Annotated in this window: 18 protein-coding genes and 3 tRNA genes; 18 read left to right on the plus strand and 3 right to left on the minus strand. The window is 60.5% G+C overall.

The features are described from left to right. Positions 1 to 2 precede the first annotated feature (2 nt). From secG to AC4IHP_RS16025, 12 genes are all read left to right on the plus strand, one after another. The gene (secG, locus tag AC4IHP_RS15970; protein ID WP_016771756.1) at positions 3 to 386 is read left to right on the plus strand and encodes a preprotein translocase subunit SecG; all 384 of its coding nucleotides are present in this window, start codon (positions 3 to 5) and stop codon (positions 384 to 386) included. A 22-nt stretch (positions 387 to 408) separates the two neighbouring features. Then, a tRNA-Leu gene (locus AC4IHP_RS15975) sits at positions 409 to 494 on the plus strand. 97 nt (positions 495 to 591) lie between these two features. Next, positions 592 to 668 (plus strand) — tRNA-Met (locus tag AC4IHP_RS15980). Between the two features lie 139 nt (positions 669 to 807). Beyond that, positions 808 to 1266, plus strand: a complete 459-nt coding sequence (gene rimP, locus AC4IHP_RS15985) for a ribosome maturation factor RimP (RefSeq protein ID WP_007973115.1) — start codon at positions 808 to 810, stop codon at positions 1264 to 1266. 47 nt (positions 1267 to 1313) lie between these two features. Beyond that, on the plus strand, positions 1314 to 2795 hold the full coding sequence (gene nusA / locus AC4IHP_RS15990; protein WP_024011569.1) for a transcription termination factor NusA: 1482 nt from the start codon (positions 1314 to 1316) through the stop codon (positions 2793 to 2795). A gap of 27 nt (positions 2796 to 2822) precedes the next feature. Then, positions 2823 to 5348 (plus strand): translation initiation factor IF-2, encoded by a 2526-nt coding sequence (gene infB / locus AC4IHP_RS15995; protein ID WP_041477933.1) that lies wholly within the window; start codon positions 2823 to 2825, stop codon positions 5346 to 5348. Between the two features lie 159 nt (positions 5349 to 5507). Next, complete coding sequence (rbfA, locus tag AC4IHP_RS16000) at positions 5508 to 5909, plus strand: 30S ribosome-binding factor RbfA (RefSeq protein ID WP_016771753.1); 402 nt, start codon at positions 5508 to 5510, stop codon at positions 5907 to 5909. A gap of 4 nt (positions 5910 to 5913) precedes the next feature. Continuing rightward, positions 5914 to 6831: a tRNA pseudouridine(55) synthase TruB gene (truB, locus tag AC4IHP_RS16005; RefSeq protein ID WP_024011571.1), complete on the plus strand. Its 918-nt coding sequence runs from the start codon at positions 5914 to 5916 to the stop codon at positions 6829 to 6831. A 142-nt stretch (positions 6832 to 6973) separates the two neighbouring features. Beyond that, the gene (gene rpsO / locus AC4IHP_RS16010) at positions 6974 to 7243 is read left to right on the plus strand and encodes a 30S ribosomal protein S15 (RefSeq protein WP_016771751.1); all 270 of its coding nucleotides are present in this window, start codon (positions 6974 to 6976) and stop codon (positions 7241 to 7243) included. A gap of 204 nt (positions 7244 to 7447) precedes the next feature. Then, positions 7448 to 9553 carry a polyribonucleotide nucleotidyltransferase gene (pnp, locus tag AC4IHP_RS16015; protein WP_460123889.1) on the plus strand — a complete coding sequence of 702 codons (2106 nt, stop codon included), beginning with the start codon at positions 7448 to 7450 and terminating at the stop codon, positions 9551 to 9553. Positions 9554 to 9749: 196 nt separating this feature from the next. After that, positions 9750 to 9825, plus strand: a tRNA-Thr gene (locus AC4IHP_RS16020). A gap of 229 nt (positions 9826 to 10054) precedes the next feature. Further along, positions 10055 to 10354: a DUF6388 family protein gene (locus AC4IHP_RS16025; protein WP_076565788.1), complete on the plus strand. Its 300-nt coding sequence runs from the start codon at positions 10055 to 10057 to the stop codon at positions 10352 to 10354. 80 nt (positions 10355 to 10434) lie between these two features. On the opposite strand, the gene nadC is transcribed toward AC4IHP_RS16025, so the two are convergent. Next, on the minus strand, positions 10435 to 11283 hold the full coding sequence (nadC, locus tag AC4IHP_RS16030) for a carboxylating nicotinate-nucleotide diphosphorylase (RefSeq protein ID WP_490832143.1): 849 nt from the start codon (positions 11281 to 11283) through the stop codon (positions 10435 to 10437). Between the two features lie 266 nt (positions 11284 to 11549). On the opposite strand from nadC, the gene AC4IHP_RS16035 reads away from it, so the two are divergent. The 4 genes from AC4IHP_RS16035 (at position 11550) to AC4IHP_RS16050 (ending at position 17428) form a co-directional block, all read left to right on the plus strand. Then, positions 11550 to 13727 (plus strand): DUF1631 domain-containing protein, encoded by a 2178-nt coding sequence (locus AC4IHP_RS16035; protein WP_490832144.1) that lies wholly within the window; start codon positions 11550 to 11552, stop codon positions 13725 to 13727. A 64-nt stretch (positions 13728 to 13791) separates the two neighbouring features. Further along, positions 13792 to 14352: a 1,6-anhydro-N-acetylmuramyl-L-alanine amidase AmpD gene (ampD, locus tag AC4IHP_RS16040; protein ID WP_490832145.1), complete on the plus strand. Its 561-nt coding sequence runs from the start codon at positions 13792 to 13794 to the stop codon at positions 14350 to 14352. Then, complete coding sequence (gene ampE / locus AC4IHP_RS16045) at positions 14349 to 15188, plus strand: regulatory signaling modulator protein AmpE (RefSeq protein ID WP_490832146.1); 840 nt, start codon at positions 14349 to 14351, stop codon at positions 15186 to 15188. Before ampD ends, ampE begins: the two co-directional genes overlap by 4 nt. Before the next feature lie 1550 nt (positions 15189 to 16738). Further along, the gene (locus AC4IHP_RS16050) at positions 16739 to 17428 is read left to right on the plus strand and encodes a methyl-accepting chemotaxis protein (RefSeq protein ID WP_370695133.1); all 690 of its coding nucleotides are present in this window, start codon (positions 16739 to 16741) and stop codon (positions 17426 to 17428) included. Between the two features lie 126 nt (positions 17429 to 17554). Here AC4IHP_RS16050 and AC4IHP_RS16055 read toward each other — a convergent pair whose 3' ends face one another. Continuing rightward, positions 17555 to 18331, minus strand: a complete 777-nt coding sequence (locus AC4IHP_RS16055) for a TatD family hydrolase (RefSeq protein ID WP_490832147.1) — start codon at positions 18329 to 18331, stop codon at positions 17555 to 17557. A gap of 3 nt (positions 18332 to 18334) precedes the next feature. Next, positions 18335 to 19330 (minus strand): catabolite repressor/activator, encoded by a 996-nt coding sequence (gene cra, locus AC4IHP_RS16060; RefSeq protein WP_310408073.1) that lies wholly within the window; start codon positions 19328 to 19330, stop codon positions 18335 to 18337. A gap of 305 nt (positions 19331 to 19635) precedes the next feature. Here cra and ptsP point away from each other — a divergent pair, with 305 nt between their 5' ends. Further along, positions 19636 to 22497, plus strand: a complete 2862-nt coding sequence (ptsP, locus tag AC4IHP_RS16065; RefSeq protein WP_490832148.1) for a phosphoenolpyruvate--protein phosphotransferase — start codon at positions 19636 to 19638, stop codon at positions 22495 to 22497. Continuing rightward, positions 22497 to 23438 carry a 1-phosphofructokinase gene (gene pfkB / locus AC4IHP_RS16070; protein ID WP_460123910.1) on the plus strand — a complete coding sequence of 314 codons (942 nt, stop codon included), beginning with the start codon at positions 22497 to 22499 and terminating at the stop codon, positions 23436 to 23438. The genes ptsP and pfkB overlap by 1 nt, the downstream gene beginning before the upstream one ends. Positions 23439 to 23442 lie beyond the last annotated feature (4 nt).

The following is a 23442-nucleotide window of genomic DNA, read 5'->3' on the forward strand; positions in this document are numbered from 1 at the left end:
AAATGCTGGAAACAGTCGTAGTCGTTTTTCATCTGCTGGGTGCATTGGGCGTAGTTGCTCTGGTTTTGCTGCAGCAGGGTAAGGGTGCGGATGCTGGTGCGTCTTTCGGAGCAGGTGCTTCAAATACTGTGTTCGGAAGCCAAGGTTCCTCTACCTTTCTTAGTAAGTTTACTGCTATACTTGCCGCCGGTTTCTTCATAACCAGCTTGGGGTTAGGTTACTTTGCTAAAGAGAAAGCTCATCAGCTGACTCAAGCAGGTCTGCCAGATCCAGCAGTGTTGGAAGTACCTAAGCAACAACCGGCTTCTGATGATGTCCCGGTGCTTCAAGAGCAAAAGTCGGCTACTCCAGCGACTGACGTGCCTCCAGCTCAAGAGCAGAAGTAAGAAGAGCTTCAAACGTAGTATTGCCGAGGTGGTGGAATTGGTAGACACGCAACCTTGAGGTGGTTGTGCCCATAGGGTGTAGGGGTTCGAGTCCCCTTCTCGGTACCAATTAGTCAGGAGAGCCCGCTGTTGCGGGCTTTCTTGCAGGTGGAAGGTTACATTGACCCTAAAAGGGATCGGTCGTATACTTCCGCCCCAGCTTTGTCGCGGGGTGGAGCAGTCTGGTAGCTCGTCGGGCTCATAACCCGAAGGTCGTCGGTTCAAATCCGGCCCCCGCAACCAGTTTAAGGAGCCCCTTTTAAGGGGCTTTTTGTTAGCTGGATACTTTCAACGCCGCTGTTCGACGGCGTTTCAAGGATGGGCGTTATGCCCATTTTTTTATTTTGCAAAGCATGCACATATCATGCACTAGGGGGTTCAGGTGTCGAGCAAGCTAGAAGAGTTGCAGGCCTTGCTGGCCCCGGTGGTCGTGGCCCTGGGCTATGAATGCTGGGGTATCGAGTTTTCGGCTCAGGGTCGGCACTCGATGTTGCGCGTTTATATCGATAAAGAGGGTGGCGTGCTGGTGGACGATTGCGCCATTGTCAGCCGTCAGATCAGCGGTGTTCTGGATGTTGAAGATCCGATCTCCGTTGAATACACCCTTGAAGTTTCCTCGCCTGGCATGGAGCGCCCGCTGTTCACTCTTGAGCAGTTTGCCAAATTTGCCGGTGAACAAGTGAAGATCAAGCTGCGCTCGCCTTTCGAAGGTCGACGCAACTTTCAGGGCCTTCTGCGCGGTGTAGAAGAGCAGGACGTCGTGGTGCAGGTAGAAGATCACGAGTTCCTGTTGCCGATCGATATGATCGACAAGGCCAACATTATTCCCAGTTTTGACTGAGACGCGGATCCCGCGGATCCAATGGCTTGCGAAAGGCGAGGCGTACGATGAGCAAAGAAGTACTGCTGGTTGTTGAGTCGGTATCCAATGAAAAGGGTGTACCGGCAAGCGTAATTTTTGAAGCGCTGGAGCTGGCTCTGGCCACTGCTACCAAAAAGCGGTTCGAAGACGAAGTGGACCTGCGTGTGGAAATCAACCGCCACACCGGTTCCTACGAAACATTCCGTCGCTGGACGGTCGTCGAAGAGAATGATCTCGACGATCCGGCCATCGAGACCTGGCCAAGCAAGGTTGCCGAAACGCATCCTGGCGCCAAGGTCGGTGACGTCGTCGAAGAGAAAATCGAGTCCATCGAGTTCGGCCGCATCGCTGCACAGACTGCCAAGCAGGTCATCGTGCAGAAAGTTCGCGAAGCCGAGCGCGCTCAAGTGGTCGACGCCTATCGCGAGCGCTTGGGAGAAATCATCTCCGGCACCGTGAAAAAAGTTACCCGCGACAACGTGATCGTCGATCTGGGCAACAACGCTGAAGCGTTGCTGGCCCGTGAAGACATTATTTCTCGCGAAACCTTCCGTGTCGGCGTGCGTCTGCGCGCGCTGCTCAAGGAAATCCGCACCGAGAACCGCGGCCCGCAGCTGATCCTGTCGCGAACCGCGCCGGAAATGCTGATCGAGCTGTTCCGTATCGAAGTGCCGGAAATTGCTGAAGGCCTCATCGAGGTCATGGCCGCCTCCCGTGATCCGGGTTCGCGCGCCAAGATCGCCGTCCGCTCCAAGGACAAGCGCATCGACCCACAAGGTGCCTGCATCGGTATGCGCGGTTCGCGCGTCCAGGCGGTATCGGGTGAGTTGGGCGGTGAGCGTGTTGATATCGTACTGTGGGACGACAACCCGGCCCAGTTCGTCATCAACGCCATGTCCCCGGCCGAGGTTGCGGCAATTATCGTTGACGAAGATGCCCATGCCATGGACATCGCCGTTGGCGCAGACAATCTGGCTCAGGCCATTGGTCGCGGTGGTCAGAACGTGCGTCTGGCCAGCCAGTTGACTGGCTGGACCCTGAACGTGATGACCGAATCGGACATCCAGGCTAAGCAGCAAGCAGAAACCGGCGACATCCTGCGCAACTTCATCGACGAGCTGGAGGTCGACGAAGAACTGGCTCAGGTGCTGGTAGATGAAGGCTTCACCAGCCTGGAAGAGATTGCCTACGTACCGGTGGAGGAGATGCTCAACATCGACGGCTTTGACGAGGACATCGTCAACGAGCTTCGTGCTCGCGCCAAGGATCGCTTGTTGACCAAAGCCATCGCTACTGAGGAAAAGCTGGCAGACGCCCATCCGGCCGAAGACCTGCTCTCGCTTGAGGGTATGGACAAGGATTTGGCGATGGAACTGGCGGTGCGCGGCGTAATTACCCGCGAAGACCTGGCCGAGCAGTCTATTGACGACCTGCTCGACATCGACGGCATTGACGATGATCGTGCCGGCAAGTTGATCATGGCCGCCCGAGCCCACTGGTTCGAGTAATTAGGCGCGGCCTGAGGAGAGAAGTGCATGACGCAAGTCACGGTGAAACAACTGGCCGATGAGGTCAAAACACCGGTAGAGCGCCTGTTGCAGCAGATGCGTGAGGCAGGTCTGCCGCACACCGCCGCCGACGAAAATGTGACTGACAGTGAGAAGCAATCCCTGCTGACTCACTTGAAGAGCAGTCACAAGGCGAAAGTGGAAGAACCACGCAAGATCACGCTGCAGCGTAAAACCACCAGCACCCTGCGTGTGGCTGGTAGCAAGAGCATCAGCGTTGAAGTTCGCAAGAAGAAAGTTTTCGTACAGCGTAGCCCGGAAGAAATCGAAGCCGAGCGCAAGCGTGAACTGGATGAGCGTCGCGCAGTAGAAAATGCTGCCCGTCAGAAGGCTGAAGAAGAAGCCAAGCAACGCGCCGAAGAAGAAGCGCGTCGCCAGCCTGCTGCTGCGCAAACCGCTGCCAGCGATGCCGTTGCGGCGCCGGCTGCTGCCGAACCTGTTCGCGAAAGCGCACCGGTGGCTGCTGCTCCTGCTCCATCGGCTGACGTTCGCAACAAGCAGAACGAACAGCGCCGTCCGGACAAGCCACGTGCCGACGATAACAATCGTCGCAGCGGTGGCGGTGATGGCGAGCGCAAAAACGCTCCGCATCGCGCATCGGTCAAAGAAAAAGCCCCGGCGCCACGTGTGGCGCCACGCACTACCGACGAAGAAAGCGATGGCTTCCGTCGTGGTGGTCGCGGCAAGGCCAAGCTGAAGAAGCGCAACGCCCACGGTTTCCAGAGCCCGACCGGCCCTGTCGTGCGTGATGTGCAGATCGGCGAGACCATCACGGTTGGCGATCTGGCCAACCAGATGTCGGTCAAAGCGGCTGAAATCATCAAGTTCATGTTCAAACTGGGTACCCCAGCGACCATCAACCAGGTGCTTGATCAGGAAACTGCTCAACTGGTAGCCGAAGAACTGGGCCACAAAGTGACCCTGGTCAGCGACACCGCTCTGGAAGATTCCCTGGCCGAGTCCCTGAAGTTTGAAGGTGAGTCGTTCTCCCGTGCACCAGTCGTGACCGTAATGGGCCACGTTGACCACGGTAAGACTTCCCTGCTCGACTACATCCGTCGTGCCAAGGTAGCTGCTGGCGAAGCCGGCGGTATCACTCAGCACATCGGTGCGTACCACGTTGAGACTGATCGCGGCATGGTCACTTTCCTCGATACCCCGGGTCACGCCGCGTTTACCGCAATGCGTGCCCGTGGTGCCAAGGCGACCGACATCGTGATCCTCGTGGTTGCAGCGGACGACGGCGTGATGCCGCAAACCATCGAAGCGGTTCAGCATGCTCAGGCAGCTGGCGTGCCGCTGGTGGTTGCAGTGAACAAGATCGACAAGCCGGGCGCCGATCTCGATCGCATCCGCAGCGAGCTGTCGGTGCACGGCGTGACTTCCGAAGACTGGGGTGGCGACACACCATTCGTTCCGGTTTCGGCGAAGATGGGTACTGGCGTGGACGAGCTGCTTGAAGCCGTTCTGCTGCAGGCCGAAGTTCTCGAACTGAAAGCTACTCCATCGGCTCCTGGCCGTGGTGTGGTGGTTGAATCGCGTCTCGACAAGGGTCGTGGCCCGGTGGCAACCGTGCTTGTTCAGGACGGTACGCTGCGTCAAGGCGACATGGTTCTGGTCGGTTCGAACTACGGCCGTGTACGTGCCATGCTCGACGAGAACGGCAAGCCAATCAAGGAAGCCGGTCCTTCCATCCCTGTCGAGATCCTCGGCCTGGACGGTACCCCGGACGCTGGCGACGAGATGAGCGTGGTTGCCGACGAGAAGAAAGCCCGTGAAGTGGCTCTATTCCGTCAAGGCAAGTTCCGCGAGGTCAAACTGGCTCGCGCTCACGCCGGCAAGCTGGAAAACATCTTCGAAAACATGGGTCAGGCCGAGAAGAAGACGCTCAACATCGTCCTCAAATCCGACGTCCGTGGTTCGCTGGAAGCGTTGAACGGTGCCTTGAATGGCCTGGGCAACGACGAAGTTCAAGTGCGCGTCGTGGGTGGCGGTGTCGGTGGTATCACCGAGTCCGACGCCAACCTGGCACTGGCTTCCAACGCTGTTCTGTTCGGCTTCAACGTGCGTGCCGATGCCGGCGCTCGCAAGATCGTCGAGCAGGAAGGTCTGGATATGCGTTACTACAACGTGATCTACGACATCATCGAAGACGTCAAGAAAGCCCTGACCGGCATGCTCGGCAGCGATGTTCGCGAGAACATCCTGGGTGTGGCCGAAGTGCGTGACGTGTTCCGTTCGCCGAAGTTTGGCGCGATCGCCGGTTGCATGGTGATCGAAGGTGTCGTGCACCGTAACCGTCCGATCCGTGTATTGCGTGAAGACATCGTTATCTTCGAAGGCGAGCTGGAATCCCTGCGCCGCTTCAAGGATGACGCTTCCGAAGTACGTGCCGGCATGGAATGCGGTATCGGCGTGAAGAGCTACAACGACGTCAAAGTCGGTGACAAGATCGAAGTCTTCGAGAAGGTTCAGGTTGCTCGCAGCCTCTGACTCGCGCACTTCAAGGGCCACGATGGGCCGTAGCATGCAAATGCACGGCACAGCGTCCGGACTCTAAACGCAACGCCCGGTCTGGCTTTTGTCAGGCCGGGCGTTTGCCGCTTTCAGACCTTGCGGGTTTCACCGCTGGGCAGTAACAGGTAACAAATCATGGCAAAAGAATACAGCCGTACCCAACGTATCGGCGATCAGATGCAGCGCGAGCTGGCGCAACTGATCCGTCGCGAAGTCAAAGACCCGCGCGTCGGCCTGGTCACCATCACCGCTGTGGAAGTGTCCCGTGACGTCGGTCACGCGAAGATTTTCATCACCGTGATGGGCCAGGACAACGCTGAAGACATCGCGCAAAGCATCAAGGTGCTCAATGCCGCCGCAGGCTTCCTGCGCATGCAGTTGGCCCGCGAAATGAAGCTGCGCAGCGTGCCGCAACTGCACTTCCACTACGACGAATCCGTCGTGCGTGGTGCGCACCTGTCGGCGCTGATCGAGCGCGCCGTCGCTGAAGACAATCAGCACGTTGCCGCTCCAGCCCCTGAAGACACCAAGGAGTAACTCGGTGGCTCAGGTCAAACGTATCCGTCGTAACGTCAGCGGCATCATCCTGCTCGACAAGCCGTTGGGGTTTACCTCCAACGCTGCCTTGCAGAAGGTGCGCTGGCTGCTCAATGCCGAGAAGGCCGGGCACACCGGCAGCCTCGACCCACTGGCCACCGGCGTGTTGCCGCTGTGCTTTGGCGAGGCGACCAAATTCTCGCAGTACCTGCTCGATTCCGACAAGGGCTATGAAACCCTGGCGCAACTGGGCAAGACCACCACCACGGCCGATGCCGAAGGTGAGGTTTTGCAGGAGCGTCCGGTGACCGTTGGTCGCGCCGATGTCGAAGCGGTTCTGCCGAAATTTCGTGGGCAAATCAGTCAGATACCGCCGATGTACTCGGCACTCAAGCGTGATGGCCAGCCGCTGTACAAACTGGCACGTGCAGGCGAAGTAGTGGAGCGCGAACCGCGTTCTGTTACTATTGCGCGCTTGGAATTGCTGGCCTTCGAAGGCGATACTGCGCGGCTTGCGGTGGACTGCAGCAAGGGCACCTATATTCGAACCCTGGTGGAGGATATCGGTGAGCAACTCGGTTGTGGTGCGTACGTCGCAGAATTGCGTCGGACCCAGGCCGGGCCTTTCACCCTGGCACAGACCGTGACCCTCGAAGAGCTGGAAGCGGTACATGCCGAAGGCGGCAACGAAGCGGTTGACCGTTTCCTGATGCCATCGGACAGCGGGCTGCAGGATTGGCCGCTGCTGCACTTTTCCGAAGCGAGCGCGTTCTACTGGCTCAACGGCCAGCCGGTGCGTGCCCCGGATGCGCCGAAATTCGGCATGGTGCGGGTACAGGATCACAATGGTCGCTTCATCGGTATCGGTGAAGTGAGCGAAGACGGGCGCATCGCGCCGCGTCGCTTGATTCGGTCAGAATGACCGGAACCGGTCTGCGCAAGCGGGCCGGCGAGTGTGGCTGTTAACAGGCATGGTCACTACTCATTTATAGATACAGGGATTTGTCCCTGGCCTGTTGAAGCTGTTTCCCTGAAACAGTTTCCTGATAAGGAAGGATTGCCTCATGGCTCTCGACGTTCAAGAAAAAGCTCAAATCGTTGCTGACTACCAGCAAGCTGTTGGTGACACTGGTTCGCCAGAAGTGCAGGTTGCACTGCTGACCGCCAACATCAACAAACTGCAAGGTCACTTCAAGGCCAACGGTAAAGATCACCACTCCCGTCGTGGTCTGATCCGCATGGTTAACCAGCGTCGCAAGCTGCTGGACTACCTGAAAGGCAAGGACGTAAGCCGGTACGCCGCGCTGATCGCTCGCCTGGGTCTGCGTCGCTAATCAGCGATTGCGCTATGAGGTTGGTGGTCTGTCGGGCGTCAGCGGTTCTCCGCTGGCGCCTTGCAGGCTCCCAGCCTCAAGTTTTATCTGCAGCATGGCTTTACCTGTAGCACCCGGACAATTGCCATCGGGCCGATTCCCGAGATTGCCCAAGAATTCGCAAGAAACCGTTTCCCCCAAGAGCCACAAAGAAGGTAGGACACCGTGAACCCGGTAATCAAAAAATTCCAGTTCGGTCAATCGACCGTTACCCTCGAGACAGGCCGTATCGCCCGTCAGGCCTCCGGCGCAGTATTGGTCACCGTTGACGACGACGTCAGCGTGTTGGTGACTGTTGTCGGTGCAAAGCAAGCCGATCCGGGCAAGGGCTTCTTCCCTCTGTCCGTGCACTACCAGGAAAAGACTTACGCTGCCGGTAAGATCCCTGGCGGTTTCTTCAAGCGTGAAGGCCGTCCTTCCGAGAAAGAAACCCTGACTTCCCGACTGATCGACCGTCCGATCCGTCCGCTGTTCCCAGAAGGCTTCATGAACGAAGTGCAGGTTGTCTGCACCGTCGTTTCCACCAGCAAGAAGACCGATCCGGACATCGCTGCGATGATCGGTACCTCGGCTGCCCTGGCCATTTCCGGCATTCCATTCGACGGCCCGATCGGCGCCGCTCGCGTGGCTTTCCACGAAAGCACCGGCTACCTGCTGAACCCGACTTACGAGCAGCAGGCCGCTTCGAGCCTGGACATGGTCGTTGCCGGTACTTCCGACGCCGTGCTGATGGTTGAATCGGAAGCCAAAGAGCTGACCGAAGACCAGATGCTGGGTGCGGTACTGTTCGCTCACGACGAATTCCAGGTTGTGATCAACGCTGTTAAAGAACTGGCTGCCGAAGCCGCCAAGCCAACCTGGAACTGGGCTCCTGCGCCAGAAGCCACCGCACTGCTGGGCGCTATCCGCGCCGAGTTCGGCGAAGCGATCTCCCAGGCTTACACCATCACCATCAAGGCCGACCGTTACGCTCGCCTGGGTGAGCTGAAGGATCAAGTGGTTGCCAAGCTGTCCGGTGAAGAAGGCCAGCCTAGCGCTGCTGAAGTCAAAGCAGCTTTCGGCGAAATCGAATACCGCACCGTTCGCGAAAACATCGTCAACGGCAAGCCACGTATCGACGGTCGCGACACCCGCACCGTACGTCCGCTGAACATCGAAGTCGGCGTTCTGCCGAAGACTCACGGTTCGGCACTGTTCACCCGTGGCGAAACTCAGGCACTGGTTGTTGCAACACTGGGCACCGCCCGTGATGCGCAACTGCTGGACACCCTGGAAGGCGAAAAGAAAGACCCGTTCATGCTGCACTACAACTTCCCACCGTTCTCGGTAGGCGAGTGTGGTCGCATGGGTGGCGCCGGTCGTCGCGAAATCGGTCACGGCCGTCTGGCCCGTCGTTCGGTTTCGGCCATGCTGCCAGCCGCTGACGTGTTCCCGTACACCATCCGCGTAGTGTCGGAAATCACCGAATCCAACGGTTCGAGCTCGATGGCTTCCGTATGCGGTGCTTCCCTCGCGCTGATGGACGCTGGTGTACCGATGAAGGCGCCGGTGGCCGGTATCGCGATGGGTCTGGTTAAAGAAGGCGAGAAGTTCGCCGTCCTGACCGACATCCTCGGCGACGAAGATCACCTGGGCGACATGGACTTCAAGGTAGCCGGTACCGCCAAAGGCGTTACCGCGCTGCAGATGGACATCAAGATCAAGGGCATCACCGAAGAGATCATGGAAATCGCTCTGGGCCAGGCCCTTGAAGCGCGCCTGAACATCCTCGGCCAGATGAACCAGATCATTGGCCAGTCGCGTACCGAACTGTCGGCCAACGCTCCGACCATGATCGCGATGAAGATCGACACCGACAAGATCCGTGACGTTATCGGTAAAGGTGGCGCGACCATCCGTGCGATCTGCGAAGAAACCAAGGCTTCGATCGACATCGAAGACGACGGTTCGATCAAGATCTTCGGCGAAACCAAGGATGCCGCAGAAGCTGCTCGTCAGCGCGTTCTGAGCATCACTGCAGAAGCCGAGATCGGCAAGATCTACGTCGGCAAGGTTGAGCGCATCGTCGACTTCGGCGCGTTCGTCAACATCCTGCCGGGCAAGGACGGTCTGGTGCACATCTCGATGCTGAGCGACGCTCGCGTAGAGAAAGTCACCGACATCCTCAAAGAAGGCCAGGAAGTGGAAGTGCTGGTACTGGACGTGGACAACCGCGGCCGTATCAAGCTGTCCATCAAAGACGTGGCAGCTGCCAAGGCTTCGGGCGTTTAATCACCCCAACGCTTTAGCGCAATGAAGATGCCCCCGCCGTGCAAACGGCGGGGGCATTTTTTTGCGTGAAGTAAAAGTCAAAAGATCGCAGCCTGCGGCAGCTCCTACAGAAGCGGTGTGATAACCCGTTCATGTTGGAGCTGCCGCAGGCTGCGATCTTTGCTTTTGTGAAAACCGGTGCTAGGTTTAGCCCACCGCCCGTGTAGCTCAGCCGGTAGAGCAGCGCACTCGTAACGCGAAGGTCGCAGGTTCGATTCCTGTCTCGGGCACCAGCTCCTCAGCGCGACACGTCGATTCATGTTCCGCAGGTCAGCTTTTTGTGCAAGAGATGTAAAGAGCCGTGTAATTCGTCATGCAAACGTCCTATATTCGGTGCCTGCAAGAGCATCGCTTAGCAGTTTTCAGATGATCCCGAATGGTTCCGAAGGCCGGCCAGTCCGCGTCAGAGAGATCCTTGATGATCCAGATCCATCCTCCATTCCTAAGATCAGCGAGAACCCCATGACTGAATTGACCCAAGAGCAACGCCACGAACAAGCGCTGGAAAAATACCTTCTGGATGTGCCGGACCTGAAGGATGAGATCAAGGACCTGAGTCCCGATGATCAGAAAGACCAGATCCAGTGGGCCTTCGAAGACGAAGCCGAAGCGCAGGGCTTGCAGCCGTGGGAGCTGACCCTCAAGTACACGAGCACGCCGGAGGAGTTCGAGGCGCAGCGCCTCGTGCTGCACAAGGAAGCGGCGGAAGTATTGGGTGTCGAGTGGGAAGAGTACTGCGAGATGAATAATCTCGTCGTATAAGAGCAGCTGCGAGTTTCTAGCTACAAGCTGCAAGTCAAAGCAGATTCGCTTGGCTTGTAGCTTGTAGCTTGCCGCTGCGTTTAGAGGCTTAGTCGCATCGACAGGTCCACCGCTTTGACATCCTTGGTCATCGCACCAATCGAAATGTAATCCACGCCCGTTTCGGCGATCGGCAGCAGCGTGCTTTCGTTGATGCCGCCGCTGGCTTCCAGTTTCGCTTTGCCGGCGGTCAGGCGTACGGCTTCACGCATGTCGTTCAGGCTCAGTTCGTCGAGCATGATGATGTCGGCGCCGGCTTCCAGCGCCTGCTGCAACTCCTCAAGACTTTCCACTTCGATCTCTACCGGTTTGCCCGGGGCGATTTTATGCGCGGCGGCCACGGCTTCGGCGATGCCACCGCTGGCGGCGATGTGGTTTTCCTTGATCAGGAAGGCATCGTAGAGGCCGATGCGATGGTTGTGGCAGCCGCCGCAGGTCACCGCATATTTCTGCGCCATACGCAGGCCGGGCAGAGTTTTGCGGGTGTCGAGCAACTTGACCTGCGTTTCGCCTACGAAGTCCGCCAGGTATTGCGCGCGCGTCGCTACGCCGGACAACAACTGCAGGAAGTTCAACGCGCTGCGTTCACCCGTCAGCAACGAGCGAGCCGGGCCTTCGAGGTGGAACAGCGGCTGATTGGCCTTGACCCGCTGGCCGTCGACCACTTGCCAATGCACCGCCACGCGCGGATCGAGCTGGCGGAACACCGCATCGACCCACGCGGTGCCGCAGATGACGGCGTCGTCACGGGTGATGATGGTGGCTTTGGCCAGGCGTTCGGCCGGGATCAGTTGCGCGGTGATGTCGCCGCTGCCGACGTCCTCAAGCAACGCACGACGCACGTTGTTTTCGATTTCGGCGGTCAGATCGGCGAGACGTAGATTCGGCATAACGGACTCCACAAACAAAGTGGTTCGATTATAGGGGCAGGGCGCGAGCCAACCCAAGGCGAGAACGCGCATGCCTGACGCATCTGGTCGATTTTCCTGCGCCGAGTGCGAGGTGCATGGCGTATAGGGGAAACCCTGAGGCCTATAGCATCGCCGGCCTCTTTTGCCAGATAATCCGCCTTGTATTTGACGTCATGGCTTTGACGAACGACTCCAATGGGGCAGTGTCAAAGCGACGAACCGAATCACCGTTCCAGGAGGCCAGGATGCGCAACGACGGGAAAGTGGTGCCTTTGCACCGGGCGACTGCCGATCTGGCGGACCACTCGCCGCTTGCCCGCTTGCCAGTGATTCTGCTGCAGGTTCGCGACAAGGCTGCGCAGCAGCTGCGCCACGATTTGCAGGAGCTGTTCGATAACGCTGACGACACGCTGTTCGAAATGGCCGACCGGGCGCGCAACGACGTCGATCAGAACATTTTTTTCGAAGCCATGCGCGACCTGCGCCTCAAGCGCAAGAATATCGAGCGCGGCTTTCTTGAACTGTTCTTTGAGGCCTTCGCCGGCCTTACCCAATACGACCCCGCCGCCAATACCCTGCCACGCGCCCCGGTGGTCGAAGAGTCGGCGCCGCGCACCGATGCCATGGAGCGGACCGTGGCCGTGCAGACCATGGTCAGCCGCGTGCTCAAGCGCGACGGCTTTGCCCTCGATCAACTGACCGCACGCTTCAGCTCGATGCTCGGTAAGCGTCTCGACGATCAGCACAATCCCCTCAGCCCGGCGATGCTCTGCGAATATTTCCTGCAGGCCGGGCGTAACCTTGGCGTCGAGATCAAGGTCAAGCTGATCCTGCTCAAGCTTTTCGAACGCTATGTGCTGGCCGACACCGAGCAGCTGTATGCCGAGGCCAATCAGTTGTTGCTCGCCACCGGCGTATTGCCACATCTGAAACCCGCCATACCCCGTCGCATGGTCGAGCCTGCGGACAGCGACACATTGATTGAAGATCTCGACGAGCCGCCAGCGGACGAAGGCATCGAGGAGGTGTTCGCCGCGATGCAGCAATTGCTCGCCCAGGTACGCGGCCGCGTCACGCCGACCCTGGAGCCCGGCGCCCCGGCGCATCCGATCAACACCCGCGACCTGCTGCGTTTGTTGTCGCACTTGCAGCAATACGTACCTGCGCTCGAGGCTCAGGAAGATTTCGATCTGCGCCATCAGCTCGAGCAACTGCTGACCCGGGTCAGCGTCAGGAGCGGCCGCTCCCGCGTCGTCGCGACCGCCGACGAAGATGTGATCAACCTGATCGCCATGGTTTTCGACTGCATCCTCGACGATCGCAATGTGCCCGATGCGCTCAAGGCGCTGATCGCCCGATTGCAGATTCCGATGCTCAAGGTTGCGGTGCTGGACAAGAGTTTCTTCAGCCGCAGCACGCATCCGGCGCGGCGCTTGCTCAACGAAATCGCCGAGGCCGCAATGGGCTGGAGCGATTGCGACGGCGCTGAGCGCGACAGCCTCTACGTGCGCATCGAGCAAGTGGTGCAGCGCTTGCTCAGCGAGTTTGTCGACGACCCGGCGATCTTCTCCGAACTGCTCGCCGACTTCCTCGCCTTCACCCAGGAAGAACGCCGTCGCACTGAACTGCTCGAACAACGCTTGCGGGACGCCGAGGAAGGCCGGGCGAAGGCCGAGCTGGCTCAGCGGCGTGTCGCGCAGGCGTTGCAACAGGCGCTACTGGGCAAAGTGCTGCCGGCGACGGTGGTCGGTTTCGTCCAGCAGGCCTGGAGCAAAGTGCTGTTGCTGACCTGCCTCAAGCATGGTGATCAGTCCGCCGAATGGCACGCCGACGTGCAGACCATGGAACAGTTGGTCTGGAGCGTGCAGCGCCATGACGACGGCGAATCCAGCCTGCGCCTGCTGGCGTTGGTCCCGGGTTTGCTCAAGTCACTGCGCGATGGCCTGAGCAGTACCGCGTTCGACCCGTTTGCCACCAGCGAATTTTTCAGTGAACTGGAGGCTCTGCACGTGCGCGTGCTGGAGCGTTCCGATGACGCCGAGCACAGCGTTACGCCGCTGATCGAAGTCACGCCCGAGGTCTTGCAGCACAGCGCCGAGCAGACAGCAGCCACCCCGGCGCCGCGCCTGGCGCAAGACGCAGCCGGCCTGTCTCAGGTCGAGCAGTTGCGTGTGGGCCACTGGGTGGTGTTCGACGCAGACGACGAACAGACCTTGCGTTGCAAACTCGCCGCGATCATCGAAGAGACCGGCAAATATGTCTTCGTCGACCGCACCGGGACGAAAGTGCTGGAGCACAGCCGCACCGACCTCGCCTTGGCTTTCAGCCGAGGCGCCGCGCGTGCGCTGGATGACACCTTGCTGTTCGACCGCGCATTGGAATCGGTGCTCGGCGACCTGCGGCGACTCAATCGCGGCAAGTGATCGCGCGTCGGGGGCGGATCGCGGCATACTGGGCGCCCACATGGTCGGCGTTGAAGGAATCGGTATGCAGTTGGATCCCGCGAGCGGGTGGTGTCATGGCGTGCAGATCTGCCCGTCGCCCAACTTCAATGAGCGCCCGGCGGGCGAAGTGTCCCTGTTGGTCATTCACAACATCAGCCTGCCGCCGGCGCAATTCGCCACGGGCAAGGTGCAGGAATTTTTCCAGAATCGTCTGGATGTCACCGAACACCCCTATTTTGCAGGCATCGCTGACCTGCGCGTATCGGCGCATTTTCTGATCGAACGTGACGGCAAGGTCACCCAGTTTGTCTCCTGTCTTGCGCGGGCGTGGCATGCCGGTGTTTCGGTGTTCGAAGGCCGTGAAACCTGCAACGATTTTTCCGTGGGCATCGAGCTGGAAGGCACCGATGATCTGCCGTTCACCGACGAACAATATCGCACGTTGACTGCGCTGACCCGGCAGTTGCAGAAACGCTTTCCGGCGATCACCGATCAGCGTATCTGTGGCCACAGCGATATCGCACCGGGGCGCAAGACCGATCCGGGACCGGCATTCGACTGGGCACGCTACCGCGCAGCCCTGGCAAAAGAGGAAGGACAATGAGTTTTCTGGTGTTACTGCTGGCGGTGTGGATCGAGAAGTTTTCGGCCCTGCGCCATCGGCTTCAACGCGACGGCGGATGGATCCGCGAACTGCACAAACTCGAAAACAGCAATCGGCTGGCCAAGCGACCGTGGCTGGTGCTGACGATTCTGGTGCTGTTGCCGGTGGCGTTGCTGGCGCTGTTGCTGCTGGTACTGGAACCGGTGGCTTACGGTCTGCTGGCGCTGCCGGTGCATTTGCTGGTGGTGATTTACAGCCTCGGGCGTGGCGATCTGCTCGGCGGCCTCGGGCCGTTCCGCGATGCCTGGCGCCGTGAGGATCTGCAAGCGGCGGCGCACGTGGCCAAGCGCGACCTGAATATCTGCGCCGACAGCGGTGAGCAATTGCTTGAGCAAGTGCAGGGGCATCTGCTGTGGCAGGCGTACCAGAGTTTCTTTGCGGTGATCTTCTGGTACTTCCTGCTTGGCCCCGTGGCGGCACTGGCGTATCGCCTGTTGGCGCTGGCCGAAGAGCACGCCAGCAATCCGGCGCTGGTCGAGCGTGCTGCGCAGTTGCGCCATGCCTTCGATTGGGTGCCGGTGCGTTTGCTGGCGGCGAGTCTGGCGCTGGTCGGCAACTTCGTCGCGGTCAGCCGGGTGATGCTGCATGAGCTGCTGAACTGGAACATCAGCGCTGCGCAGTTGATCAACAAGGTGGGCCTGGCAGCCGGGGAAGTTCCACCGCCAGTGGTCGGCCCGGACGGCATCAACACCCTCGATTGCCTGTGGGAATTGCTGCTGCGCGCGGCAGTGCTGTGGTATGCCGGGTTTGCCTTGTGGACGGTTCTGGTTCACTGATTACAGCAAGATCAAAAGATCGTCCGATCGCGGCCCGAGCCTTCGGACGATCTTTTTGCTTTTGATTTGGCGATCACTGCATTGCCATTAACCTTAAGTTACAAAACCTCCCGCCGATTTACGCTATACAGAGATAGCGCCCGATAGTGGCTATCTGCTGTCGTCCCGCGCCTGCCAATAAAAACAAGAAAAACCAAGGGAGACTTCCAGTGAAGAGCTTGCTCTATCCCGCCGTCTCGCTGATGAACCGTCTGAGCTTCGGCATGAAGTTCAGCCTGATCAGCGTGCTGTTCCTGGTGCCGATGCTGGTGACCAATTTCTATCTGGTGCGCGACTCCTATCGCGAATTTCAGGGCACCCGCGTCGAACTGCAGAGCCTTGACCTGCTCGGCAGCAGCCTGACCCTGCGTCGCGATCTGGAGACCCTGAACAATCTGGTACAGATCGACGTCACCCTCGGCCAGTCCGGCAAGGCCGGCAATGTCGAAGCGCAGATCCAGACGCTCGAGCAAGCCGTGCTCGCGCGCCTGGAAGGGCTGGCGGCGATGACCGAGGACCCGGAGCAGATCAAGCAGTTCGAGGCCAAACGCGATGAAATGATCGCCGCGTTCAAGGCCCAGCAAGTGGAGAGCTCGCTGCAAAGCAAAAGCGCGTTGATCGGCAAGTTGCTGGCCAGTGCGCAGATTTTCAGCCAGATCATCACCAGTCAGGCCGGCCTCAGTCGCGATAATCAAAGCGATATTCGCCAGCTCAGCGAACTGGTCACGCTGATTACCCCCAGCGTCACGCAGACCCTCGGCGAAGGCCGGGCAATGGGTTCGTATTCACTGGGCCAGGGCTTTCTCAACAGTTCCTCCAGCACGCGTTTCGACGAGTTGCTGGTGCAGATCGAAAAACTTCAGGCCGAGTACGCTCTGAAACTGCAGGACGCCCTCGGTTCCAGCAACGCTGCACGCGAATCGCTCAGTGCTCAGGCTGACAGCAGCAAGGCCTCGCTCAAGCAGGCCAGCGAGCTGTTCGAAGAACACGTGGTGATGGCTGACACCCTCGATGCGCCGTGGCAGGCATTCTACGATCAGGTCACCGGGTTGATGGAACACACCTATCAGCTCAATCAGGCCACGCTGAAATTTCTCGACAACCAGTTGCAGCAGCGCCTGGCGCAGAACCGTACGCACATGATTCTGCAAGCCTCTGCGCTGTCGGTGGTGTTCGTGCTGATTTTCTATCTTTATGGCGGTTTCTACGCCTCGACCCGCACCACTCTGAAAAGCCTGGGGGCGATGATGGACAAGGTCGCGGCCGGTGACATGACCGTCAACTTCAAGGCCAGCAGCCGTGATGAACTGGGCGAGTTGGGCGAGGTGTTCAACGGCACGGTGAAGAAGATTCACGACTTGATCGAACGCGTCGGCCACACCGTTGGCGAAGTCGAGCGTCAGGCCGGGCAAGTGGAAAGCGTGTCGGCGCAGAGCAATCAGGCCGTCGCCGGGCAGCGTTCGCAAATCGAACAAGTAGCGACGGCGATGAACCAGATGTCGGCAACTTCAATGGAAGTCGCGCGCAGTGCCGCCGCTGCGGTGAGCAGCGCCCATAGCGTCAACGACGAAACCCTGAGCGGTCGCGGGCTGGTGGAATCGCAGCAGGGCAGCATTGCCGCGCTGGCCAGCGAAATCGATCAGTCGGTGCTGGTGATCAATCAACTGGCCAGCGACAGCCAGTCGATCAGCCGTGTGCTTGAGGTGATCAAGAGCATCGCCGAACAAACCAACCTGCTGGCGCTCAACGCCGCGATCGAAGCGGCCCGGGCCGGCGAGCAGGGGCGCGGTTTTGCCGTGGTCGCCGACGAAGTGCGCACCTTGGCCAAACGCACCCAGCAATCGACCGAAGAAATCGAACAGATGATCGCCAAGCTGCACGGTGGCGTCGGCGCGGCGGTGAAGGCCATGGGCGTCAGCCATCAGATGGCCAACGGCACGGTGGGCCAGTCGGAGAAGGTCCAGCAGGCCCTGGAAAATATTCTTGGCGCAGTGGGCATGATCGTCGACCAGAACCAGCAGATCGCCGCTGCCGTCGAACAGCAGACCGCCGTGGCCCACGACATCGACCAGAATATCGTCGAGATCAACCGTGCCGGCGAACGCACAGCACAAGGCGCACATCAGACCGAAGATGCCAGCCGCGCGCTGTCTGCCCAGGTCGTGGAACTGAAACAACTGATCAGCGCCTTCCGCGTCTGAACCTGACACCATCCCCCCCCCCGTAGGAGCTGACGAGTGCAACGAGGCTGCGATTTTTTGATCTTCAAATGCAAAGTCAAAAGATCGCAGCCTCGTTGCACTCGTCAGCTCCTACACGGGTACGTGTTACCAGCCGAAGACTTCGCAGCAGTTGGCGGTGCTGGCGGCGGCGAGTTGTTCAGGCGTGATATTCATCAGCTCGGCCAGCGCCGCACAAATCGCCGGCAAATGCGCCGGGCTGTTGCGCTGGCCGGGGAACATCGCGGGGGCCATGTCTGGTGAGTCGGTTTCCAGTACCACCGATTGCAGCGGCAGTTCCGGCAGGACCCGATGCATGCGCAATGCCTGCGGCCAGGTAGGTGCACCGCCAAGGCCCAGTTTGAAACCGAGCTTGAGGTATTCCCGCGCTTCCTCACGACTGCCGGCGAAGGCGTGGATGATGCCGGCGCGTTTGAGCTTGAAGCGTTTGAGCGTGGCGATCACTGCCGCGTGGCTGCGGCGTACGTGGATCAGCGCCGGCAACTCGAAGTCCGCCGCCAGTTGCAGCTGCGCTTCGAACAACGATTGCTGGCGCTCGCGATCCAGGGTTTCAATGAAATAATCGAGGCCGATCTCGCCCACTGCGCACAGCTGCCGATGCCCGCGCAATCGCGTCAGCCAGTCCCCCAGCGCATGCAAATCCTCGGACCGATGCTGATCGAGAAACACCGGGTGCAGACCGAACGCCGCGTACAAGTCGGCATCGCTCTGCACCAGGTCCCAGACCCGTTGCCAGTTGCCCTGATGCACCCCCAGCACGACGATGCGCCGCACGCCGAGGGCGCGGCTTTCGGCCAGCAACTCGGCGCGATCGGCGTCGAAGTCGGGGAAGTCGAGGTGAGTGTGGCTGTCGATCAGCTCCACGATTCAGTCCCGGTGAATACGCTGCTTGAAGGTCCGCGCAATGGCTTGCACGCCCGGTTGGTAGTCGTCCTGTTCGACGGCGGCCAGCGCCAGTTCCAGGGCCTTGTCGGCGATCAATTGGTGTTGCTGGGACATGGCATTGACCGGCAGCGGCAGGAAATCCAGCAACTGCGTGTCGCCGAAGGTGCCGAGGCGCAGCGGCCGCGATTTCAACGGGAAATCATGCAGCGCATCGAACACGCCCTGCAGCAGCACGTAGGAAGTGGTCACCAGTGCGTCAGGCAAATGCCCCAGACGCTGCAGGAGTTCTTCCATCAATTGCTTGCCGCACTCACGGCTGAACGACTCGGCGTGCTCGACCAGCACCTCGCCTTTGAAATCGTTGAGTGCTGCGCGGAAACCGGCGGCACGCTCCTGGCTGATGCTCAGCTCCGGCCGTGCGCCGAGCAGCACGATCTGCTTGGGCTGCGGATCGAGCAGGCTCTGGGTCAGGTGCAGGCTGGCCTCGCGGTCGTCGCTGATCACCGAGCAGAAATGCTCCGGCTCCATGACCCGGTCGATGGCGATGATCGGCAGACCCTTGGCCTGCAACTGGCGGTAGCTGTCGTCACTGGCGGGCAGGCAACTGGCAACGATCAGCGCATCGCATCGGCGCGCGCGGAACAGTTGCAGCAACTGGCGCTCGCTGTCCGGCGCATCGTCGGAACTGGCGATCAGCAATTGATAGCCGCGAGCCCGCGCGCCTTGTTCGAGCAACTTGGCGATCCGCGCGTAACTGGGGTTTTCCAGGTCCGGCAGGATAAAGCCCAGGGTGCGCGTGTGCCGACTGCGCAGGCCGGCCGCTTGCGGATTGGGCGTGAAGCCGTGCAGATCGACCACCGCGCGCACGCGCTCGACGGTCGCGTTGCTGATGCGTTGCTGTTCGGCCTTGCCGTTGATGACGTAGCTGGCGGTGGTGACGGAGACGCCGGCCAATCGCGCGATATCACTGAGTTTCAACCCGGTATTTCCTTGTTTTTTCGAGCATGCCGCGACATTTTCGCCAATCCTACCCGATAAGGGCAGCCGACTTATTGCCTAGGCAGATCCGACCAGTTGGACTTCAAGGATGAGACATTATCGAGTAACGTGCCGATCAATCTAGATTAAACGTTTCAGCAAGCGTATTTTCTACGTTTTGGACGCCTTTGGCCGGTCCTGCCGTGAAACCGCCAAAACTGCCGCTGAAAAGCGCGGCAGAGCGCCTAAGCTGTGAACCATTCAAAACAATACCTGGCGTTGAACTGCGCCAAAAAGGAGATCGCATGCTCGAGCTCACTATAGAGCAGATATCCATGGGCCAGTCGGCCGTGGATAAACCCGCTGCCCTGCAATTGCTGGCCAGTCATCTGGTCGCCGACGGTCTGGTGGCCGACGGTTACCTCGCCGGCCTGCAGGCCCGGGAAGCCCAGGGCTCGACCTTTCTCGGTCAAGGCATCGCCATTCCCCACGGCACTCCAGAAACCCGCGATCAGGTATTCGCCACCGGCGTGCGCCTGATGCAGTTTCCCGATGGTGTCGACTGGGGCGATGGCCAGATCGTTTATCTGGCGATCGGCATCGCGGCGAAATCCGATGAACACCTGCGCCTGCTGCAACTGCTGACCCGCGCCCTCGGCGAGACCGATCTGGGCCAGGCCCTGCGTCGCGCCAGCTCCCCCGAAGCGTTGCTGAAACTGCTGCAAGGCGCGCCGCAGGAACTGGCGCTGGACGCACAGATGATCGGCCTCGGCGTGTCGGCCGATGATTTCGAAGAACTGGTCTGGCGCGGCGCACGTCTGCTGCGTCAGGCCGATTGTGTGAGCAACGGCTTTGCCGGCGTGTTGCAGCAAGTCGAAGCGCTGCCATTGGGTGATGGCCTGTGGTGGCTGCACAGCGAGCAGACCGTGAAGCGTCCGGGGCTGGCGTTCGTCACGCCCGACAAGCCAATGCGTTATCTCGGCCAGCCGCTCAGCGGTCTGTTCTGCCTCGCCAGTCTGGGCGAAGCGCATCAGGCATTGCTCGAGCGGTTGTGCGCGTTGCTGATCGAAGGTCGTGGCCACGAACTGGGCCGCGCCACCAGCAGCCGTAAAGTCCTTGAAGTACTTGGCGGCGAACTGCCTGCCGATTGGCCGAGTGCGCGCATCGCCTTGGCCAATGCCCACGGTCTGCACGCACGACCAGCGAAGATTCTTGCGCAGTTGGCGAAGAGTTTTGACGGCGAAATTCGCGTGCGCATCGTTGACAGCCAGGACAGCGCCGTATCGGTAAAAAGCCTGAGCAAACTGCTCAGCCTCGGCGCCCGGCGCGGTCAGGTGCTGGAGCTGATCGCCGAGCCGAGCATCGCCGCCGATGCCTTGCCGGCCCTGCTCGCGGCGATTGAAGAAGGCCTAGGTGAAGAGGTCGAGCCGCTGCCGGCCGTGAGTCAGCAGCGCGAAGTGATCGCCGACATCGCTGAAGTGCTGGTCGCTCCGGCGTCCGGCAGCCTGGTGCAAGCGATTCCCGCCGCACCGGGCATCGCTATTGGCCCGGCGCACATTCAGGTGCTGCAAGCCATCGATTACCCGTTGCGCGGCGAGTCGGCGGCCATCGAGCGCGAGCGCCTCAAGCAAGCGCTGAGCGACGTGCGCCGCGACATTCAGGGCTTGATCGAACGCAGCAAGGCCAAGGCAATCCGCGAGATTTTCATCACTCACCAGGAAATGCTCGACGACCCGGATCTGACCGACGAAGTCGACACCCGCCTCAAGCAAGGCGAAAGCGCCGAAGCGGCGTGGATGGCGGTGATCGAAGCTGCGGCCAAACAGCAGGAATCGCTGCAGGACGCTTTGCTCGCCGAGCGTGCCGCCGATCTGCGCGACATCGGCCGTCGCGTGCTGGCGCAGTTGTGTGGCGTGCAGACCGCGAACGAACCTGAGCAACCGTACATTCTGGTGATGGACGAAGTCGGCCCGTCCGATGTCGCGCGTCTGGACCCTGCGCGAGTGGCGGGGATTCTCACCGCGCGCGGCGGCGCTACCGCGCACAGCGCCATCGTCGCCCGCGCGCTCGGGATTCCGGCGTTGGTCGGTGCAGGCGCGGCGGTGCTGTTGCTCGAACCGGGCACGCCATTGCTGCTCGACGGCCAGCGCGGGCGTCTGCATGTCGACGCCGATGCTGCGACACTCAAGCGTGCCGCCGAAGAACGCGACAGCCGCGAGCAACGCCTGAAGATTGCCGCCGAACAGCGCCATCAACCGGCGCACACCACCGATGGCCACGCCGTTGAAGTGTTCGCCAACATCGGCGAAAGCGCTGGGGTGAACAGCGCGGTGGAGCAGGGCGCCGAAGGCATTGGTCTGCTGCGCACCGAACTGATTTTCATGGCCCACCCGCAGGCGCCGGACGAGGCGACCCAAGAGGCCGAATACCGTCGCGTCCTCGATGGATTGGCCGGGCGACCGCTGGTGGTACGCACGCTCGACGTCGGCGGCGACAAACCGCTGCCGTATTGGCCGATCGCCAAGGAAGAAAACCCGTTCCTCGGGGTGCGCGGCATTCGCCTGACCCTGCAGCGGCCGCAGATCATGGAAGCGCAACTGCGTGCCTTGCTGCGTTCGGCCGACAACCGTCCGCTGCGAATCATGTTCCCGATGGTCGGCAGCGTCGAAGAGTGGCGCCAGGCCCGCGACATGACCGAGCGTCTGCGTGAGGAAATTCCGGTCGCTGATCTGCAATTGGGGATCATGATCGAGGTGCCGTCGGCCGCGTTGCTCGCGCCAGTGCTGGCCAAGGAAGTCGATTTCTTCAGCGTCGGCACCAACGACCTCACGCAATACACCCTGGCCATCGACCGTGGTCATCCGACGCTGTCGGCGCAAGCTGACGGCTTGCACCCGGCGGTCCTGCAACTGATCGACATCACCGTGCGCGCCGCCCATGCCCACGGCAAATGGGTGGGCGTCTGCGGCGAACTGGCGGCCGACCCGCTGGCGGTGCCGGTGCTGGTAGGCCTCGGTGTCGACGAACTCAGCGTGTCCGGGCGCAGCATTGCCGAAGTCAAGGCGCGCATCCGTGAACTCAGCCTGACCCAGGCGCAAACCCTTGCTCAACAGGCCCTGGCCGTGGGCAGCGCGAATGAAGTACGCGCATTAGTGGAGGCCCTGTAATGGCCAAGATTCTTACCCTGACCCTCAACCCGGCACTCGACCTCACCGTCGAGCTGTCACGGCTGGATGCCGGTCAGGTCAATCGCAGCGAGGAAATGCACACCCACGCTGCGGGCAAAGGCGTCAACGTTGCCCAAGTGCTGGCGGACCTCGGCCATCAGGTCACCGTCAGCGGTTTTCTCGGCGAAGACAATCAACAAGCGTTCGAAACCCTGTTCGCCAAGCGCGGCTTCGTCGATGCGTTTATCCGCGTGCCGGGCGAGACGCGCAGCAACATCAAGGTCGCCGAACAGGATGGGCGCATCACCGACATCAATGGCCCGGGCCCGGTGGTCGATGCAACGGCGCAGCAAGCCTTGCTTGATCGCTTGCTGCAGATCGCACCGGGGCACGATGCAGTGGTGGTCGCCGGTAGTCTGCCGCGCGGCGTCACGGCGCAGTGGTTGCGCGAGCTGATTGAAAGGTTGAACGCGCTCGGCTTGAAAGTCGCCCTCGATTCCAGTGGTGAGGCCTTGCGCGCGGCGTTGCAGGCCAGCCCCTGGTTGATCAAACCGAACACCGAAGAACTGGCCCACGCCCTCGGCTGCGAAGTGGTCTCGCCGATCGCCGAAGCACAAGCCGCTGCACGCTTGCACGGGCAAGGCATCGAGCACGTGGTGATTTCCCACGGCGCCGACGGCGTGAACTGGTTCAGTGTCGGCTCGGCTCTGCATGCCTCGCCGCCGAAGGTCAGCGTAGCCAGCACGGTCGGTGCCGGCGATTCCTTGCTGGCAGGCATGCTCCACGGTCTGCTCAGCGCCGACACCCCCGAGCAAACCCTGCGCACCGCCACTGCGATTGCGGCGATGGCGGTGACGCAGATCGGTTTTGGCATCAACGACGCTGCGCAACTGGCGCAGCTCGAACAGGGCGTGCGCGTGCGCCCCCTGACAGAACAATAAGAGG

The sequence above is a fragment of the Pseudomonas sp. UF-293 genome (assembly GCF_058245595.1).